Origin of the sequence: Allorhizobium undicola ORS 992 = ATCC 700741 (genome assembly GCF_000621665.1) — a bacterium.
Lineage (GTDB): Bacteria > Pseudomonadota > Alphaproteobacteria > Rhizobiales > Rhizobiaceae > Allorhizobium > Allorhizobium undicola.
In genome coordinates this window covers 31643-48755 of sequence record NZ_JHXQ01000003.1, presented here as the reverse complement: position 1 = coordinate 48755, position 17113 = coordinate 31643, and the positions used below count along the sequence as shown (strand labels likewise).

Sequence of the window (17113 nt, the reverse complement as noted above, 5' to 3'; positions counted from 1 at the left end):
AGCGGCTTCCACTTTTGCTCGACAAAGTTTTTTCCCCGTTTGCCGTGACGCAAACCCGGCTTCCACTTTTGCTCGACAAACTTTACCCTCCGTTTGCCGTGACGCAAAACCGGCTTCCACTTTTGCTCGACAAACTTTACCCTCCGTTTGTCGTGACGCAAAACCGGCTTCCACTTTTGCTCGACAAACTTTACCCTCCCCCCCAAACGAAACAATCCCGGATACCCCAATGACCGATTTGCAAACCGTTCTCGATGCCGCCGACAAGGCCTTGCCGGAAAGTCTGGATCGGCTTTTCGAGCTTGTTCGGATCAAGTCGATCTCCACCGACCCTGCCTATAAGGAGGAATGCCGCAAGGCTGGCGCCTGGCTGGTGGAGGTCTTGAACGAAATCGGCTTTACCGCTTCCCTGCGCGATACGCCCGGTCATCCCATGGTGGTTGCCCATCACGAGGGCGCAAACGAGGCTGCGCCGCATGTGCTGTTTTACGGCCATTACGATGTGCAGCCGGTGGATCCGCTGGAGCTTTGGGAAAACGATCCCTTCGCGCCCGCCATCAAGGAAATCTCGCCGGGCCGCAAGGTCATCACCGGGCGCGGCACCTCCGATGACAAGGGGCAGCTGATGACCTTCGTGGAGGCCTGCCGCGCCTATAAGGCCGCCCGTGGCAACCTGCCTCTCGGCATCACCATTCTCTTCGAGGGCGAGGAGGAATCCGGCTCTCCGTCGCTCAAACCCTTCCTGAAGGCGAACGAGGCCGAACTCAAACGGGATTTTGCCCTCGTCTGCGACACCAGCATGTGGGACCCGCAGACACCCGCCATTGCCGCGGCACTTCGCGGACTTCTGGGGGAGGAAGTCACCGTCACGGCGGCGGACCGCGATCTCCATTCCGGCCTGTTTGGCGGCGCAGCGGCCAATCCCATCCACATTCTCACGAAAATCCTTGCCGATCTGCATGACGAAAACGGCCGCGTGACGCTTGATGGCTTCTATGAAGGCGTCGAGGAAACGCCAGACAACATCAAGGCCTCATGGGAAGCCCTTGGGCGGGATGCAAAATCCTTTCTCGGCGAAGTCGGCCTTTCCGAGCCCGCGGGCGAAAAGGGCCGCAGCGTTCTGGAATTGACCTGGGCGCGTCCGACCGCAGAAGTCAACGGCATTACCGGCGGCTATACCGGCGAAGGCTTCAAGACGGTCATTGCGGCCAAGGCGTCTGCCAAGCTTTCCTTCCGGCTGGTCGGGCAGCAGGATCCCGAGAAAATCCGGGAAAGCTTCCATGCCTTCGTGAAGGCCCGCATTCCAGCCGATTGCTCGGTCACGTTCCAGGATCATGGCGCATCGCCCGCCATCCAGCTTCCCTATGACTCCGAAGCGCTGACCAAGGCCCGGCTTGCCCTTTCCGAGGAATGGCCCAAACCCGCCGTCGTCATCGGCATGGGTGGCTCGATACCGATCGTCGGTGATTTCCAGACAATGCTGGGCATGGATTCGCTTCTCGTCGGCTTTGGTCTGGTGGATGATCGCATCCACTCCCCCAACGAAAAATACGAGCTGAATTCCTTCCATAAGGGCATTCGCTCTTGGATCAGGATCATTGACGCGCTGGCGAAATAAGCACGTTGTGACGCTCCTGCGGCCGCTCTTGCCAGTACATCCGTGGTCAAGGGCCGCAGGGCGATCACATCGGGCAGATGAAATCTCCATCCGCTTGAAGAAATGATTGCGCAAAATACTTAACCATCATTTACAGCGCCCGGCGTTTTATGGAACGCACAAAGAAAACTGTAACGCGATGAGGGATGACGTTTCCATGAGCCTGCAATCCGTGAAAGACTTCTTTGCCAGCCACGCCCCGGATATTACCGTGCTGGAAACCGAAAAAAGTTCTGCAACCGTCGCCATGGCGGCAGAGGCGCATGGCGTCGATCCGGACCAGATCGCCAAGACGCTCTGCATCCGGGCGGGTGAAGAGGTTATACTCCTGGTGGCGGCAGGCATGGCGCGGCTGGACAATCGCAAGTTTCGAGATCGTTTCGGCGCAAAGCCGAAAATGCCGGAAGCGGAAGAGGTTCTGGCGCGAACGGGCCATCCTGTGGGCGGTGTGTGCCCCTTCGGTCTTGCAACGCCAATGGCGATATATTGCGACAGGTCTCTTCAGGCGCACGCCGAAATCCTGCCCGCCGCCGGCGCCGGAAATTCGGCAGTCCGGCTGACCCCTGATCGCCTGATCGAACTGACCGGCGCCGAATGGGTTGATGTCTGCCAATCCGGTTCGGGCATAGCTGGCTGAGATATGGCCGACTGAGAAATGATCTTTCTGCAAACATGAAAAGGGCGGCGCCTGCCACGCCGCCCTCTCCTCCTCACCCATGCCCACTCAGGAAAATTGACGCGCCCCACTAGAGCGGTTCATTGTTTCACGGAAACATTGAGCCGCTCTAACTATTTGTTTTTACGCATTTTCAAACGGAAAACCGGCTTCCACTTTTCCTGAAAATGCTCTAACAAGCGGACCCATTCAATCTTGTGTGACAGGCTTTTTCGGGCGGAAATGCATGTCGGCTCAGTAACGATACCAGGGGCGGCGCTGCTCCTGCTGCTGCGTACCGATCAGATAGCCCACGAGACCGCCAATCAGGGCCATGCCCAGAAGGGCGGTGGAGGCCGCAGTGGGATGCTCGCGCACGATGCCCGCAACCGTTGCGGCTTCATCGCGGGCGTAGCGCGCGGCCTGCTCTGCCTGACGGGCGGCAGAAGATGTCTTGCTGCGCAAATCGTCTGCAAGCGAGTAGCCCTGACTTGTCAGACTATCCTTCAAATGAGCCAGCTGGGCTTGAAGTTCGCGCATTTCAGCCTGCATTCGCATGTTATCAGCCATAACAACTCCTTTTGGCATTTCGTTCATCGTCTGCCGTTTCAACGGACTGCCCCGCGCTTTGTTCCGAATGCGACTTCTTCCCGTTTTTTTGAAAGGGCCATAGAGGGACCGGGTCTTTTCATCCCTGACGATCCATTATAGGCAGGGAGAATCCGGTACTTGAAAACAATCAACCGTCCGCGCTCAGGAGACCGACCGGCACGCATGGCACGCAATCCTTCATCCCGCCGCATCGAACCCAGTCTCGGCCCCTCGAAAGACGAGGGCGATGACGATATTCGTCTGGACAGCGAGGATCGTGTGACGGGCCCTCGCGGCAAGGGGACCGCTCCACGGGGTGCAACCGCCAAAACGCCGCGCGTGCCCCAAGAGAGCGCCCGGCGAAAAACGCGGTCCGGACCCGGTTTTTTCGGTGCCATCCGCCGTCTTTTCTACTGGTGCATAACCCTTGGCATCTGGGGCGGCATCGCTGTGGCGGGCGTGATTGCCTATTTCGCCGCACAAATGCCAAGCGCCAGCAGCTGGACCATTCCCGACCGTCCCCCCAACATCAAGATCGTCTCGGTCGATGGCACGGTCATTGCCAATCGCGGCGCAACCGGCGGCGAGGCGCTGGCGCTCGAGGAAATGTCGCCCTATCTGCCGGAAGCCATCGTCGCCATCGAGGACCGGCGCTTCTATTCGCATTTCGGCGTCGATCCCATTGGCATCGCCCGCGCTTTCGTCACCAACATTCTCGTGGGGCAGAAGGCGCAGGGCGCTTCCACCATCACCCAGCAATTGGCGCGCAATCTTTTCCTCTCGCCGGACAAGACGCTGGAGCGCAAGGTGCAGGAAGTGCTGCTCTCGCTCTGGCTCGAACACAAGTTCACCAAGGAGCAGATCCTCGCCATGTATCTGAACCGGGTCTATTTCGGTTCGAATGCCTATGGGGTGGAGGCGGCCTCCCAACGTTATTTCAGCAAATCGGCCCGTGACATCAATCTTGGGGAGGCCGCCACGCTGGCAGGCCTTGTTAAGGCGCCGTCCCGCCTCTCCCCCGCCACCAATCCGCAAGCCGCGCAGGACCGCGCCCGTGTGGTGCTGGGCGCCATGCGCGAGCAGGGCTATATTTCAGACAGCGACCTGACGCGCGCCATGGCCCAGCCGCCTGCCCGCGCCAAAAGCTATTGGTCCGGCGCCGGTCAATATGTGGCCGATATGGTGATGGACGAGCTGAAAGGCCTGATCGGCGAGGTCAAAACCGATGTCGTCGTGACCACCACCATTGACGCGGATCTCGAAAAGGCGGCGGAAAAATCGATAGCCACGACACTCGACAAGGACGGGGCCAAGCAGAACGTCTCGCAAGGGGCACTTGTCGCCATCGATGGCAATGGCGCGATCCGGGCACTGGTCGGCGGGCGCGATTATGCCACCAGCCAGTTCAACCGCGCCGTCAAGGCAAAACGCCAGCCGGGATCGGCCTTCAAGCCTTTCGTTTATGCGTCCGCCATGGAGCTTGGCGACACGCCGGACACCATCCGCAACGATGCCCCGATCCGCATTGGCAACTGGACGCCGGAAAATTACGAGCAGAAGTATAATGGCCCGGTCACGCTCGCCTATGGCTTTGCCCATTCCCTCAACACCATCGCCGCGCAGCTTGTCATGGAAGCCGGTCCCGATCAGGTCATCAAGCTGGCGCATCGTCTGGGCATCGAATCCGAGCTGCAAAGCAATGCGTCCATCGCGCTTGGCACGTCGGAAGTCTCTCTGCTGGAACTGACCTCGGCCTATGCGCCCTTCATGAATGGCGGCTTCAAGGCAACCCCGCATGTGATTGCCGAAATTGCCGATGTGAGCGGCAAATCTCTCTACAAGGCCGATTACGGCGAGCCGCCGCGCGTGCTGAACCAGCAGATCGTCCAGCAGATGACGCTTCTCATGGAAGGCACGGTGCGCGAGGGCACGGGCAAGGCCGCCCAGCTCAAGGACTGGCAGGTGGCGGGCAAGACCGGGACCACGCAATCCTTCCGCGATGCCTTGTTCGTGGGTTTCACCAGCAATCTGACCACAGGCGTCTGGTTCGGCAATGACGACGGCACACCGATGAAGAAAGTGACCGGGGGCGGTCTGCCGGCAAAGACCTTCAAGGATTTCATGACAGTGGCGCACAAGGGCCTGACGCCCGTGCCGCTGTTTGGCGACCAGCGCCCGCAGGAAGACAGCGAGCCTTCGCTGACCTCCATGATCCAGCAGGTTCTGTCCGGCACGCCGGACAATGCCTATCCGCCTGCTCCCGCCTCGCCGCAGCAACCCTCGGCAGCCGTGCCTCCGACGCAGACAGGCCGTGATATTCTTCCGCAGGCCCAGCCGCAAATGCAGCCGAACGGCGCTTTACGCGGACAATATCCCGCGGGCGGCGCGCAACAGCCTGAAGCGGCCGATCCCTATGGCAGGGCAGAAATGCCGCCGGCGCGCAATGAACCCGGCCACTGGCAAGACGAAAGCGGCTACCCCGCGGAAGATATGGGCCCGCCCGCCGACCTTGACGAGACATCTCGACAGCCCGCTCAAAGGCAGGGTGGAAGCACGACCCTTCTCGATGTGATCATGGGACGCTGATGCAAAAAGCCACAGGCAAAGGTCCGGCGCAAGCAAGCACGGTTATGGTTTTCCGCTTTCGCATAACAAGGCGGGTTTTCGCCGCTCAAAAAGGCAAACCACCGAACCGGCACGGCTCCGAAGGACCAAATTTTCGTTCCGCAACCACAGACTTCAACATCCCGTGAATTTGGTGCCTTGCAGTCCCAAATTCCGGTTCTTATATACGCCGCATAAGGCAGCATCGCTGCGCAAACCCGAAGACAAAAATCCACGTCGAGGGGCTGTCAACGGAATGCTTTTGGGGTTCCGACAGCCTGCTTCAAGGAGAGAATAACATGGCAAAAGTAATCGGTATCGACCTTGGAACGACCAATTCCTGCGTCTCCGTCATGGATGGCAAGGACGCAAAGGTCATCGAAAATTCGGAAGGTGCACGCACGACGCCCTCCATGGTGGCCTTTTCGGAAGACGGCGAGCGTCTGGTCGGTCAGCCCGCCAAGCGCCAGGCTGTCACCAACCCGACCAACACGCTGTTTGCCGTGAAGCGCCTGATCGGCCGCCGCTTCGAGGACCCGACCGTCGAGAAGGACAAGGGTCTCGTGCCCTTCCACATCGTGAAGGGTGACAATGGCGACGCCTGGGTCGAGGCCAATGGCAAGGGTTATTCGCCCTCACAGATCTCCGCCATGGTTCTCCAGAAGATGAAGGAAACCGCGGAAGCCTATCTCGGCGAAAAGGTCGAAAAGGCCGTCATCACCGTTCCGGCCTACTTCAACGACGCCCAGCGTCAGGCCACCAAGGATGCAGGACGCATCGCCGGTCTGGAAGTGCTGCGCATCATCAACGAGCCGACCGCGGCCGCCCTGGCTTACGGTCTCGACAAGCGCGAAGGCAAGACCATTGCCGTTTACGACCTTGGCGGCGGCACCTTCGATATTTCCATTCTCGAAATCGGCGATGGCGTCTTCGAAGTGAAGTCCACCAATGGCGACACCTTCCTTGGCGGTGAAGATTTCGACATGCGACTGGTCGAATATCTCGCAGCCGAGTTCAAGAAGGACAATGGCATCGAGCTGAAGAACGACAAGCTTGCCTTGCAGCGCCTGAAGGAAGCCGCTGAAAAGGCCAAGATCGAGCTGTCTTCCTCGCAGCAGACGGAAATCAACCTGCCCTTCATCACCGCCGACGCCTCCGGCCCCAAGCACCTGACGATGAAGCTGACGCGCGCCAAGTTCGAAAGCCTCGTGGACGATCTGGTGCAGCGCACCGTCGCGCCCTGCAAGGCCGCATTGAAGGATGCAGGCGTTACCGCCGCCGAGATCGATGAAGTCGTGCTGGTCGGCGGCATGAGCCGGATGCCGAAGGTTCAGGAAATCGTCAAGCAGCTGTTCGGCAAGGAGCCGCACAAGGGTGTCAACCCGGATGAAGTGGTTGCCATGGGCGCTGCCATCCAGGGCGGCGTGTTGCAGGGCGACGTCAAGGACGTACTGCTGCTCGACGTGACGCCTCTGTCGCTGGGTATCGAAACGCTGGGTGGCGTGTTCACCCGTCTGATCGATCGCAACACCACGATCCCGACGAAGAAGAGCCAGGTCTTCTCGACCGCGGAAGACAACCAGCAGGCTGTTACCATCCGCGTCTCGCAGGGCGAGCGCGAAATGGCAGCCGACAACAAGCTGCTTGGCCAGTTCGACCTCGTCGGCCTGCCCCCGGCCCCGCGTGGCGTTCCGCAGATCGAAGTGACCTTCGATATCGACGCCAACGGCATCGTGCAGGTTTCGGCTAAGGACAAGGGTACCGGCAAGGAGCAGCAGATCCGCATCCAGGCCTCCGGCGGCCTTTCCGACGCCGACATCGAAAAGATGGTCAAGGATGCCGAAGCCAATGCCGAGGCCGACCGCAAGCGCCGCGCCGTGGTGGAAGCGAAGAACCAGGCCGAAAGCCTCGTTCACTCCACCGAAAAGTCCCTGAAGGACTATGGCGACAAGGTTTCCGAGGCGGACAAAAAGGCCATCGAAGACGCGATTGCCAGCGTCAAGGGCGCACTCGAAGCGGCCGAGCCGGATGCCGATGACATCCAGGCCAAGACCCAGACCCTCATGGAAGTATCCATGAAGCTTGGTCAGGCCATTTACGAGGCGCAGCAGGCCGAGGCTGGTCATGAAGGCGCATCCGGCGAGAAGGACGACAATGTCGTTGACGCCGATTATGAAGAAGTGAAGGATGACAACACGAAGAAGTCGGCTTGATGCAGACTTCTCGTAAAACATCTTTCGGAACATGGCTGGCCTTCGGGCCAGCCGCATTCTCCTTGCTGATCGCCACGACGGCCTTCGCACAATCGGCGGGAGATGCGCAGCGCCGCATCAGCACTGCCGAGGCAACCGTCATGCAGGCCATTGCCAGGCGGGATTCGGGCATGTTGCGCAAGGCTATCAGTGATCTGGCCCCGCTTATCGAAGCAGGGTTGAAGCGCAAGAAGGCCGGTGGACAGGTTTCGTCCTGCGATCTGGCCGCGCATTCGCTGGGTTTTGCCGCCACCGCCCTGACTGAGGCTATTACGCAGCGCGGCGAACCGCGAAAGCTGCTGATGGGTGACGCGCGGGACGCGGCTGCGGATTTCAGCAAGGACATGGCCGCCTGCGATGTGCAGGCCGGACAGAAAATCGGCAACCACGCGGGCGTGGAACGGGCTTTGAGAGCTTTGTAAGACCATGGCAAAGGCAGATTTTTACGAAACCCTCGGCGTTTCGCGAAGCGCGGATGAAAAGGAGCTGAAAAGCGCCTTTCGCAAGCTCGCGATGACCTATCACCCGGACAAGAATCCGGGCGATGCCGAAGCGGAAAAGAAGTTCAAAGAGATAAACGAGGCTTATGAAACGCTGAAGGACCCCCAGAAGCGTGCCGCCTATGACCGTTTTGGTCACGCTGCCTTTGAACAGGGCGGCATGGGTGGTGGCGGCTTTGGCGGGGGCGGCTTCGGTGGCGGCGGCGGTGGCTTCTCCGACATCTTCGAAGATATTTTCGGCGAGATGATGGGAGGCGGCCGTGGCGGGGCCCGCGCCCGCTCCAGCGGTGGACGCGAACGCGGCGCCGACCTTCGCTACAACATGGAGATCTCGCTGGAAGAGGCCTATGCCGGCAAGACGGCGCAGATCAGGGTGCCAACCTCGATTACCTGCGAAGTGTGCTCGGGATCCGGCGCCAAGCCCGGCACCAAGCCCACCACCTGCTCCACCTGTCAGGGCTCCGGTCGTGTACGCGCAGCCCAAGGGTTTTTCTCGATCGAACGCACCTGCCCCACCTGTCATGGCCGGGGCCAGACGATTTCCGATCCCTGCACCAAGTGCCATGGCCAGGGCCGCGTGACCGAAGAGCGTCAGCTTTCCGTATCGATTCCTTCCGGCATCGAGGACGGAACGCGCATCCGGCTGCAAGGTGAAGGTGAAGCAGGGCTGCGCGGCGGGCCGTCCGGGGATTTGTACATCTTCCTCTCGGTCAAGCCGCACCAGTTTTTCCAGCGCGAGGGGGCGGATCTTTATTGCTCCGTGCCGATTTCGATGACCACCGCAGCCCTTGGCGGAACCTTCGACGTCACGACACTGGATGGCAGCAAATCGCGCGTAACCGTGCCGGAAGGCACGCAATCGGGCAAGCAGTTCCGGCTGAAGGGCAAGGGAATGCCCGTGCTGCGCTCGCAGCAGATGGGCGATCTTTATATCCAGATCCAGATCGAGACGCCGCAAAAGCTCACCAAACGCCAGCGCGAACTGTTGCAGGAATTCGAGCAACTGTCCTCCAAGGAAAACAACCCCGAATCCACCGGCTTCTTTGCCCGGATGAAGGAATTCTTCGAAGGCTAGAGCATTTCCAGGAAAAGGGGAAACCGGTTTTCCGTTTGAAAATGCGCAGAAACAAACAGTCAAAGCGGTCACGCCGGCAAGGTGATGACGCGAAAGACAATATCCGCCGCCTTTGGGCGGCGGAACTGTTTGTGGATGGATGCCCGGAGATTGCCCTCGGTCCTTCAATAGAGCATTGTCCGACCGTATTGCGTGTGGCCCGCAGAAGAGGACGATCCGTTTATGAGCCTGGCAGGCAAGCAAATTCTCCTGGTCATCGGCGGTGGTATTGCTGCCTATAAAAGCCTCGACCTCATCCGCCGTCTGCGGGAACGAGGCGCCTGCGTGCGCCCTTTGATGACGGCAGCCGCGCAGCAATTCGTAACGCCGCTGGCGGTGGGGGCGCTGAGCGCGTCGCATGTCTATACGGACCTTTTTTCCCGCGAGGATGAGCAGGATGTCGGCCATATCCGGCTGGCGCGGGAGTGTGATCTGATCGTCATCGCGCCTGCAACGGCTGACCTGATGGCAAAAATGGCCAATGGGCTGGCTGACGATCTTGCCACCGCCGCCCTGCTGGCGCGGGACAAGCAGGTGCTGGTTGCGCCCGCCATGAACCCGCGCATGTGGGAAAATCCGGCCACCAAACGCAATGTCGCCTGTTTGAAAGCCGATGGCATTGCCTTCATCGGCCCCATGCGCGGCGAAATGGCCGAAAGCGGCGAGGCAGGCCTTGGCCGCATGGCCGAGCCTCTGGAGATCGTGGGCGCTATCGAGGATATGTTGAGCGCCCGCTCCCGCCCCTTGCAGGGAAAAAAGGCCATTGTCACTTCCGGCCCCACGCATGAGCCGATCGATCCGGTGCGCTATATCGCCAATCGCTCCTCCGGCAAGCAGGGCCACGCCATTGCCGAGGCGCTTGCCAGGCTGGGCGCCGAGGTGACATTGGTGTCAGGGCCGGTTACGCTGGCTGACCCTGCCGGGGTGAACGTCATTCATGTGGAGCGTGCCGAGGACATGCGAGACGCGGTGCTGAACGCCCTGCCCGCAGACATTGCGGTGATGGTCGCGGCGGTGGCAGACTGGCGCGTGGCGGACGCATCCACGCACAAGATCAAGAAGCAGCCCGGAGAAGGCCCGCCTGCGCTGGTTCTGGCTGAGAACCCGGACATTCTTGCCACCGTCGGACATCATCAGGCACGTCCGCGCCTGGTTGTCGGCTTTGCTGCGGAAACGCAGAATGTCAGCGTCAATGGTCGCGCAAAGCTGGAGCGCAAGGGGGCCGACCTGATCGTTGCCAACGATGTTTCACCCGAAACCGGCATCATGGGCGGCGAACGCAACAGCGTCAGGCTGATTTATCGGGAGGGCGAGGAAAGCTGGCCGGAGCTTTCCAAGGCCGACGTTGCCGCAAAACTGGCGGAAAAAATCGCAGCCATGCTGGCAGATGCGTGATCCCTGGAGCATTTCCAGCAAAACTGTATTCGATTTTGCGACAACGACAGGCGAAAAAACAATGACGTAAAGCGTCAGCCGCGAATCTGAAAGATCGCGACACGCTTTATAAAGCGTTGAAGCTCGCTCAGCCAGCCCGTCGGCAATCGGCGGATTGGAGCAGCGAGCGTATTTCCCGCAGCAATCGATCCGGGTTGACCGGCTTCTGCAAGACCATATTCGCTCCACTCGTCAGCGCATCCACCCGCGAACTGTCACGCAGATCGCCTGTCAGCACCATGATGGGGCAGCGGCGGCGGCGCTTGAGCTGTTCGATCATGCGGATATAACGCAGAACCGATGGCCCCTCGCCGCCGGGCATACCGAGATCGGTTATGATGAGATCGGCGCTGGCGCCATCATCCGAGGCCACCTCGCGACGCAAGGCGTCGAAATCGCCGACCAGCGCGACCTTGTGACCGGCCTTTTGCAGCACGGCCTTCAACAGCGTGGCATTGACCAGATCATCCTCACCCACCAGCACGTTCAGGCATTCAGCCGTGGGGCTGGCCTCGCCGATGTCTCGCTCCTCCTCCGCTTCAATGGCGTTATCGAAGCCGCTCATCAGGCCGCGCAGCACGTCGCTGAGGGTCTGTTCACGCAGCGGACGGATGAGCCAGGCATCGAAGCCGGTCAGTGGACGGGTCGGGCGCTCCTCCGGGGTCACGAGAAACGTGCGACGCAGTCTGGGCAGGGTTTCAAGTTTTGCCGCCAGATGCGCATCGTAACCGGAGATGCTGCGGTGATCGACGATGAGATCGGTAACAGGCGCAGCAGTCTGGCTCAGTCGCAGGATTTCCTCCAGCGCCTGCATCGGATCGGCCGTTGCGAAACAATATCCGCCCAACGCCTTGACGCTGGCCCGGCAGCTTTCCGCCGCCGGTCCCTCCGGCGCCAGCACCACCACCACGGAGCCCGCCAGAAGCTCCTCATGCGGGATCTGCGGCCGGTCAGAACCTGCCGGACGGCAGGGAAGCCGGATTTCGAACAGGCTACCCTTGCCCTTCTGGCTTTCGGCAACCGCCAGCGAACCGCCAAGCGCCATCATCAGCCGTTGCGAGATAAAAAGGCCCAAACCCGTGCCGCCGCTGCGTTGCAGAAGATCGCCCGCCTGCGAGAACTCGACGAAAAGCCGTGCCCGCTCTTCCTCCGTCATGCCGGGGCCGGTATCGCGAATACGAATGACCAGTTCCTCACCCAGGCAGGTGCTTGTCACCAGAACACCCCCCTCCTGGGTAAATTTTACGGCATTGCCAATGATGTTGAACAGCACCTGCCGCAGGCGCGCCACATCCACCTCGATTTCCGGCGGTACGGCGGCAGCGGCGGTTGCGGCAATTTCTATGCCCTTGGCGTGGGCGCGCGGGGCCAGCATTTCCACCACGCCCTCAATCAGCCGGCGGGGTGAAACACGCTGGTTGTGAAGCTCGAAATGGCCGGTTTCCAGTGTCGAAAAATCGAGAAGATCCGCCACCAATTGTTGAAGCGCCTCGCCCGCCTGCACGATGGAGGCCAGATAATTTCTCTGCTCCGGTGACAGCTCAGTCCGACCCAGCAGGTAGCTCATGCCCAGAATACCGTTGAGCGGCGTTCGCATTTCATGGCTCACAGTTGCCAGAAGCCGCTCCCGCACACTTTCTGCCGTTTCTCTCGGTAGGGAGACATCCTGCATATCCATCGGGGCCACGCCTGCCATCCTGCTGCTGGACAAGGAACGGGATCGTTCCTGTTCGGGACAGTTTCTTCTCTACAGCGTCCCGGTTAAGGAAACGTCGCATCATTTCGGCATTGTGTGAGAGGGACTGTTGCCGAACTGTAAAAGTAATTGCTAAAATTTACAACATGTCGGGCAAAACCGCGCAGGCTTTCAATGCGCCTCGCGAGATCTCCGCCATGGCTGGAACAATGCTCTTGCAGAGATGCGCCTCGTGATCCTCAAGGCTTCTTGCGCCGCAAAAGCAGCAGTTCTTCCAGCAGGATCAGACCGGCGCCGACGCTGATGAAGGAATCTGCCAGATTGAAGACGGCAAAGGACCATGTTTGCGTATAGAAAAGGATATAATCGACGACATAGCCGTAAACAAAACGGTCGATGATATTGCCGAAGGCACCCGCAATGATCAGCGAATAGCCGAAATGAGCAAAGCGATGATCGCCGCTGGTATTGCGCCAAAGCCATAGCACGAAGGCCACGATGACAAGCCGCATTCCGACGATGGCCCAGGCATCGAGATGCGAGAGCATGGAAAAGGCAACGCCCAGATTATGCGTGCGGAACAGCCCCAGCATCGGCACGACATGCACCAGCTCATGCATGGGCAGCATGGCCTCGACCGCGTATTTTATCGCCTGATCCAGCAAAAGCGCCAGCAGGATGCAGAGGATGGCCGGAATCGGGCGGGAAAACAGCGCGGGAGAGCGGGTCATTCTGCGCCTTCCAGTGTCAAGAGATGGCGGCGCGCCTCAAATAGCATGATGCCGGTGGCAATGGCGAGATTGAGCGAATCCGCCAGCCCCGCCTGCGGGATGCGCGCCAGCCGGTCGGCGGCGGAGGCCAGTTCTTCCGGCAGGCCGGATTGCTCGTTGCCCATCATCACGACGGTCGGGCGGCTCTTGTAATCAATCTTGCGATAATCCACCGCCCCGGCCAGATGCGTGGCGACAAGGGCCACACCCGCCGTCTTTTTCCAACGCAGAAAATCCTCCACGCCGGTCTTCACCAGCGGTACTGCAAAGACGGAGCCCATGGTGGCACGCACGGTTTCCATGGAAAACGGATCGGTGCAATCGCCGATCAGCATGACGCCGGAGGCCCCGGCGGCGTCGGCGGTGCGGATGATCGTGCCGAGATTGCCGGGATCGCGCACGCGGTCCAGCGCCACCCAGGTTTCGTTTTTATCCAGCCGGACATCGGAAAGCGCACGCCAGCGCTGGTCGAACACCGCCGCCACCATTTGCGGATTGTCCTTGCGGGTAATGGAGGACATGACCTTTTCGCTGACTTCCAGCACCATGCCACCACGGGCAACGGTCCGCGCCGCAACCTTCTCCACCAGCGGCTTGCCACGCGCCGCCTTGGAATAGAGCAGATAGCGAATGCTCCAGCCCAGCTCCACCGCATCGATCACCAGTTTCAGCCCTTCGGCCAGAAAGGTACCGGTTTCTTCCCGCGTTTTCTTCTGCGAAAGCGCCTTGATGTCCTTGACCAGCGGATTGGCGAGGCTCGTAACCTCTTTCACCTGCCCGACGCGGCGCTCCGTCCGTTCCCGGCCCTGATCCTTGAAACCTTCGCTCATAGGGGTGTCCAACGGCTGAAAAGAGAAGTGGAAAGGGCGCGCGCCGGTGTCTTGCCATCCAGGCCCGCCTCGCGCAGCACAAGCTCGCCGGACTCGACCAGCCCGTTCCTGCCGCGCATGGTCTCCCGCATCAGCTCATGAATGGCGTAAAAACTGGCCCGGATGGAATAGGCGGTCAGCACCAGCCCCTTGGGTTTTGGCGCCAGGATTTCACGGCAGGTTGCCAGCATTTGCGGCAAATGGTCGAAAAGCTGCCAAACCTCGCCATTGGGACCACGGCCGAATTTCGGCGGATCGGTGAGGATGATGTCATAGCGGCTGCCACGGCGCTCCTCGCGCTGAATGAATTTCATGGCATCCTCGCAGATCCAGCGGATCGGCGCTTTTTCAAGACGACTCAGGGCCTGATTTTCTCGCGCCCAGCCAATCGCCTTCTTCGAGGCATCGACATGCGTGACCTCCGCTCCGGCCGCCGCCGCCACCAGCGAGGCAACCCCGGTATAGCCGAAGAGGTTCAGCACCTTGAGCGGCCTGTCCGAAGCTTCGATCACCGATTTCATCCATGTCCAATGAGCAATCTGCTCGGGAAACACGCCAACATGGCGGAAGGCCGTGAAGCGCCCATGAAAATCCACGCCCAGAAGATTGAGCGGCCATGTCTCTCCCAGCGCCTCACGGGAAAAGCGCCAGCGGCCCATGCCGTCCTCGTCGGTATCGCCGGTAAAGATGGCATCCGCCTTTTCCCAGACATGTGCGGGCAGAGCGGGCGGCCAAAGCGCTTGCGCTTCCGGCCGCACGATGCGGTAGGGGCCATATTGCTCAAGCTTCAGGCCGTGGCCGCTGTCGATGAGGTGAAAATCGCCAGCTCCGGTCGATTCCAGTATGACTGGAACCGCTTCACGCGGCAGGGCGCCGCTGCGCAATGCAAGCGGCTCGCTTGCAGCTTGCGGCTCAACACGGCCCACTTTCACGGCCTCGTCAGGCCTTGGCTTTGCGTGCGCGGCTCCAGCCTTCTCCGGCCTGTCTTCTCTGAAGGTCCGATCCGGCCTCGGCCGCCGTGGTGCGCCAGCGGATTTCGCAGCGCCAGAGCGCTGCTGCGGCGGGCGTTTGGATCTGTCTTTCACGGCAGGATCGGCCTTCTGTTCGGTTCAAGCGAAATGCGCGCCCGCCGCCGGACAGGCCGCGGAAAGGCGTGGGCGGCCCATAGCATCAAGCAGGGCCGCAAGGAAGGGCGTAAAGCCCCCTCAGCGCGAAGAAAGCGTCGGCAATTGGGCGGCAGCCACCTCGTCGGCGCGCTTGCGGTGCCTGTCGGCCTCGCTTTCCCAGCGCGCCGCAGAGCGTGCCTCGATGCGCGCCCGCTTGCGATGCTTGCCCTGCGCAAGCCAGGTGGCAGCCGCACCGGCAATCGCGCCCACCAGAAAGGCCAGAAGCAGGAAAACAAAGAAGGGCGCTGCGGTGGACAGCAACTGATCCTCTGGCCGGAAGGGATTGAGCGCCAGCGTCACCATCTGCCGGTTGGCGACACACAACACCACCAGAACGACGGCAAGGGGAACAAGCACCACCAGATTGACGATTTTCCTGATCATTTCGATGCTCCTTTCACCGTCGAGGATGGAACGGCCATTTCCTTCTCAAGGCAGGAATGCGCGCTGGCGCCGCCGGTTCCAGACCTCGATTGCGGGAGGCATTTTCTGCCTCAATCGGCATCTTCATCAATATCGACATCGCCCATTCCCGGATTGAGCCGCTCGCGCAACTCCTTGCCGGTCTTGAAGAAGGGAACCCACTTCTCCTCGACGAACACGGTTTCCCCGGTGCGGGGATTGCGCCCGGTTCGGGACGGACGGTTTTTCACCGAAAAGGCACCAAAGCCGCGCAGTTCCACACGATTGCCGCCCGCCAGCGCGTCGGTGATCTCATCGAGAACCGCGTTGACGATGTTTTCGACGTCACGGTGATAAAGATGCGGGTTACGCGCGGCAACGATCTGCACCAACTCCGACTTGATCACGACAGCCCCCTTTGATTTGCAAACATTGTTTTCAATTTAACCACCCGATCGCCGCACCGCATGATATTGCAGCAGAAAGCAGCGCCTTCGGGCGCGGATGCCGGTAAAACACCATAGAAAATCGGATTAATCAATCGGTTAAGGGTTTTTGCGGCAATCTGCGGTAAAACATCTCCTCGCAGCCGCTCTTTCGGGGGCGGCAAAACCTTGCAAGAGGCGCCAAAAAAACCATATTGGCAGCCTTTGAGGGACATGCAAAACATGCGCCTTGCGCCCGGACATTGCAAAAATACCGGACCGCAGAGCTTCACGGATGGCAAAACCATGCTCAACAGCCTCGACGCAAACTCTCGCGAGCAGTTTGCCAAAGTGTCGAACGACCGCTACCGGCGGGCGCTTGGACATTCCGCGCGCGTTCGCAGGCTCAAGATCCTGCTGCCGCTTTGCGCCGCCCTCCTTTCTTTAGGCTTCGTTGCGGTTTCCATCGTGCGGACCTACCTGCCTGAATCCATCAAGATCGCCGGCGCCGACATCGAGGATGGCAAGGTCGTGATGTCCAGACCCGCCATCGCCGGACGCAACACAGACGGTGCATCCTATTCCATGAATGCCCTGCGCGCCCTTCAGGACATCAAGAACCCGAACCTCATCACGCTCGAAACCATCACCGCCAAGGTTCCCGTCAGCGAGGGCGACATGGCCGACATCCGGGCCGAGCGCGGCACCTATGACCGGGCCAGCGACCGCTTCGTCCTCGACAAGCCCTTTGACATCAACATGGCAAGCGGCATGACGGCGCGCTTCCAATCCGGCGATCTCGACATCAAGGCCGGGAAGCTCAAGACCAAGGACCCCGTCTCCATCAACACAAAGGAAGCGTCCATAGTTGCGCAGTCCATGGATATGACGGATAAGGGGCAAATCATCACACTCACGGGAGCCGTTCGGATGACGATTTCGGGTTCCGCCCTTCAGAAACAAGGCAATTGAGAGCCC

The 17113-nt window shown here is 60.3% G+C and carries 16 protein-coding genes; 8 read left to right on the top strand and 8 right to left on the bottom strand.

Annotated elements, in window-relative coordinates:
- Positions 1–229: 229 nt before the first annotated feature.
- Complete coding sequence (locus T424_RS0104255; protein ID WP_027486620.1) at positions 230–1618, top strand: M20/M25/M40 family metallo-hydrolase; 1389 nt, start codon at positions 230–232, stop codon at positions 1616–1618.
- Positions 1619–1814: 196 nt separating this feature from the next.
- Entirely contained in the window at positions 1815–2294 is a 480-nt protein-coding gene (locus T424_RS0104250) for a YbaK/EbsC family protein (RefSeq protein WP_027486619.1), read from the top strand.
- Positions 2295–2567: 273 nt separating this feature from the next.
- Here T424_RS0104250 and T424_RS0104245 read toward each other — a convergent pair whose 3' ends face one another.
- Entirely contained in the window at positions 2568–2882 is a 315-nt protein-coding gene (locus T424_RS0104245; protein WP_027486618.1) for a hypothetical protein, read from the bottom strand.
- Between the two features lie 204 nt (positions 2883–3086).
- On the opposite strand from T424_RS0104245, the gene T424_RS0104240 reads away from it, so the two are divergent.
- From T424_RS0104240 to coaBC, 5 genes are all read left to right on the top strand, one after another.
- Positions 3087–5489, top strand: a complete 2403-nt coding sequence (locus T424_RS0104240) for a transglycosylase domain-containing protein (protein WP_027486617.1) — start codon at positions 3087–3089, stop codon at positions 5487–5489.
- A gap of 317 nt (positions 5490–5806) precedes the next feature.
- Positions 5807–7720 (top strand): molecular chaperone DnaK, encoded by a 1914-nt coding sequence (dnaK, locus tag T424_RS0104235; RefSeq protein WP_027486616.1) that lies wholly within the window; start codon positions 5807–5809, stop codon positions 7718–7720.
- Positions 7720–8181, top strand: coding sequence for a hypothetical protein (locus T424_RS0104230; protein WP_027486615.1), 462 nt, complete (start codon positions 7720–7722; stop codon positions 8179–8181). Before dnaK ends, T424_RS0104230 begins: the two co-directional genes overlap by 1 nt.
- Positions 8182–8185: 4 nt before the next feature.
- Positions 8186–9334 carry a molecular chaperone DnaJ gene (dnaJ, locus tag T424_RS0104225; protein WP_027486614.1) on the top strand — a complete coding sequence of 383 codons (1149 nt, stop codon included), beginning with the start codon at positions 8186–8188 and terminating at the stop codon, positions 9332–9334.
- Positions 9335–9556: 222 nt separating this feature from the next.
- Positions 9557–10768, top strand: coding sequence for a bifunctional phosphopantothenoylcysteine decarboxylase/phosphopantothenate--cysteine ligase CoaBC (gene coaBC, locus T424_RS0104220; RefSeq protein WP_027486613.1), 1212 nt, complete (start codon positions 9557–9559; stop codon positions 10766–10768).
- A gap of 127 nt (positions 10769–10895) precedes the next feature.
- Here the strand turns inward: coaBC and T424_RS20160 are convergent, their stop codons facing one another.
- The 7 genes from T424_RS20160 to T424_RS22410 all read right to left on the bottom strand — a co-directional run bounded on the left by T424_RS20160 (position 10896) and on the right by T424_RS22410 (position 16371).
- Entirely contained in the window at positions 10896–12485 is a 1590-nt protein-coding gene (locus T424_RS20160) for a hybrid sensor histidine kinase/response regulator (protein ID WP_245269440.1), read from the bottom strand.
- Positions 12486–12742: 257 nt separating this feature from the next.
- Positions 12743–13234 carry a signal peptidase II gene (gene lspA / locus T424_RS0104210; protein ID WP_027486612.1) on the bottom strand — a complete coding sequence of 164 codons (492 nt, stop codon included), beginning with the start codon at positions 13232–13234 and terminating at the stop codon, positions 12743–12745.
- Complete coding sequence (locus tag T424_RS0104205) at positions 13231–14103, bottom strand: TrmH family RNA methyltransferase (protein ID WP_027486611.1); 873 nt, start codon at positions 14101–14103, stop codon at positions 13231–13233. The genes lspA and T424_RS0104205 overlap by 4 nt, the downstream gene beginning before the upstream one ends.
- Positions 14100–15227, bottom strand: a complete 1128-nt coding sequence (locus tag T424_RS0104200) for a class I SAM-dependent methyltransferase (protein WP_027486610.1) — start codon at positions 15225–15227, stop codon at positions 14100–14102. The genes T424_RS0104205 and T424_RS0104200 overlap by 4 nt, the downstream gene beginning before the upstream one ends.
- A gap of 120 nt (positions 15228–15347) precedes the next feature.
- A complete protein-coding gene (locus T424_RS0104195; protein ID WP_027486609.1) occupies positions 15348–15692 on the bottom strand; it encodes a lipopolysaccharide assembly protein LapA domain-containing protein in 345 nt (114 codons plus the stop codon).
- Between the two features lie 110 nt (positions 15693–15802).
- A complete protein-coding gene (locus T424_RS0104190) occupies positions 15803–16117 on the bottom strand; it encodes an integration host factor subunit beta (protein ID WP_027486608.1) in 315 nt (104 codons plus the stop codon).
- On the bottom strand, positions 16114–16371 hold the full coding sequence (locus tag T424_RS22410) for a hypothetical protein (protein WP_154664796.1): 258 nt from the start codon (positions 16369–16371) through the stop codon (positions 16114–16116). Before T424_RS22410 ends, T424_RS0104190 begins: the two co-directional genes overlap by 4 nt.
- A 70-nt stretch (positions 16372–16441) precedes the next feature.
- On the opposite strand from T424_RS22410, the gene lptC reads away from it, so the two are divergent.
- Entirely contained in the window at positions 16442–17107 is a 666-nt protein-coding gene (gene lptC / locus T424_RS0104185; RefSeq protein ID WP_027486607.1) for an LPS export ABC transporter periplasmic protein LptC, read from the top strand.
- Positions 17108–17113: the final 6 nt, after the last annotated feature.

Bases quoted from the DNA above. Each gene is read 5' to 3' on its own strand.
- T424_RS0104255 (WP_027486620.1), top strand. From the start codon at position 230: ATGACCGATTTGCAAACCGTTCTCGATGCCGCCGACAAGGCCTTGCCG.
- T424_RS0104250 (WP_027486619.1), top strand. From the start codon at position 1,815: ATGAGCCTGCAATCCGTGAAAGACTTCTTTGCCAGCCACGCCCCGGAT.
- T424_RS0104245 (WP_027486618.1), bottom strand. From the start codon at position 2,882: ATGGCTGATAACATGCGAATGCAGGCTGAAATGCGCGAACTTCAAGCC.
- T424_RS0104240 (WP_027486617.1), top strand. From the start codon at position 3,087: ATGGCACGCAATCCTTCATCCCGCCGCATCGAACCCAGTCTCGGCCCC.
- dnaK (WP_027486616.1), top strand. From the start codon at position 5,807: ATGGCAAAAGTAATCGGTATCGACCTTGGAACGACCAATTCCTGCGTC.
- T424_RS0104230 (WP_027486615.1), top strand. From the start codon at position 7,720: ATGCAGACTTCTCGTAAAACATCTTTCGGAACATGGCTGGCCTTCGGG.
- dnaJ (WP_027486614.1), top strand. From the start codon at position 8,186: ATGGCAAAGGCAGATTTTTACGAAACCCTCGGCGTTTCGCGAAGCGCG.
- coaBC (WP_027486613.1), top strand. From the start codon at position 9,557: ATGAGCCTGGCAGGCAAGCAAATTCTCCTGGTCATCGGCGGTGGTATT.
- T424_RS20160 (WP_245269440.1), bottom strand. From the start codon at position 12,485: ATGGATATGCAGGATGTCTCCCTACCGAGAGAAACGGCAGAAAGTGTG.
- lspA (WP_027486612.1), bottom strand. From the start codon at position 13,234: ATGACCCGCTCTCCCGCGCTGTTTTCCCGCCCGATTCCGGCCATCCTC.
- T424_RS0104205 (WP_027486611.1), bottom strand. From the start codon at position 14,103: ATGAGCGAAGGTTTCAAGGATCAGGGCCGGGAACGGACGGAGCGCCGC.
- T424_RS0104195 (WP_027486609.1), bottom strand. From the start codon at position 15,692: ATGATCAGGAAAATCGTCAATCTGGTGGTGCTTGTTCCCCTTGCCGTC.
- T424_RS22410 (WP_154664796.1), bottom strand. From the start codon at position 16,371: ATGTCCCTCAAAGGCTGCCAATATGGTTTTTTTGGCGCCTCTTGCAAG.
- lptC (WP_027486607.1), top strand. From the start codon at position 16,442: ATGCTCAACAGCCTCGACGCAAACTCTCGCGAGCAGTTTGCCAAAGTG.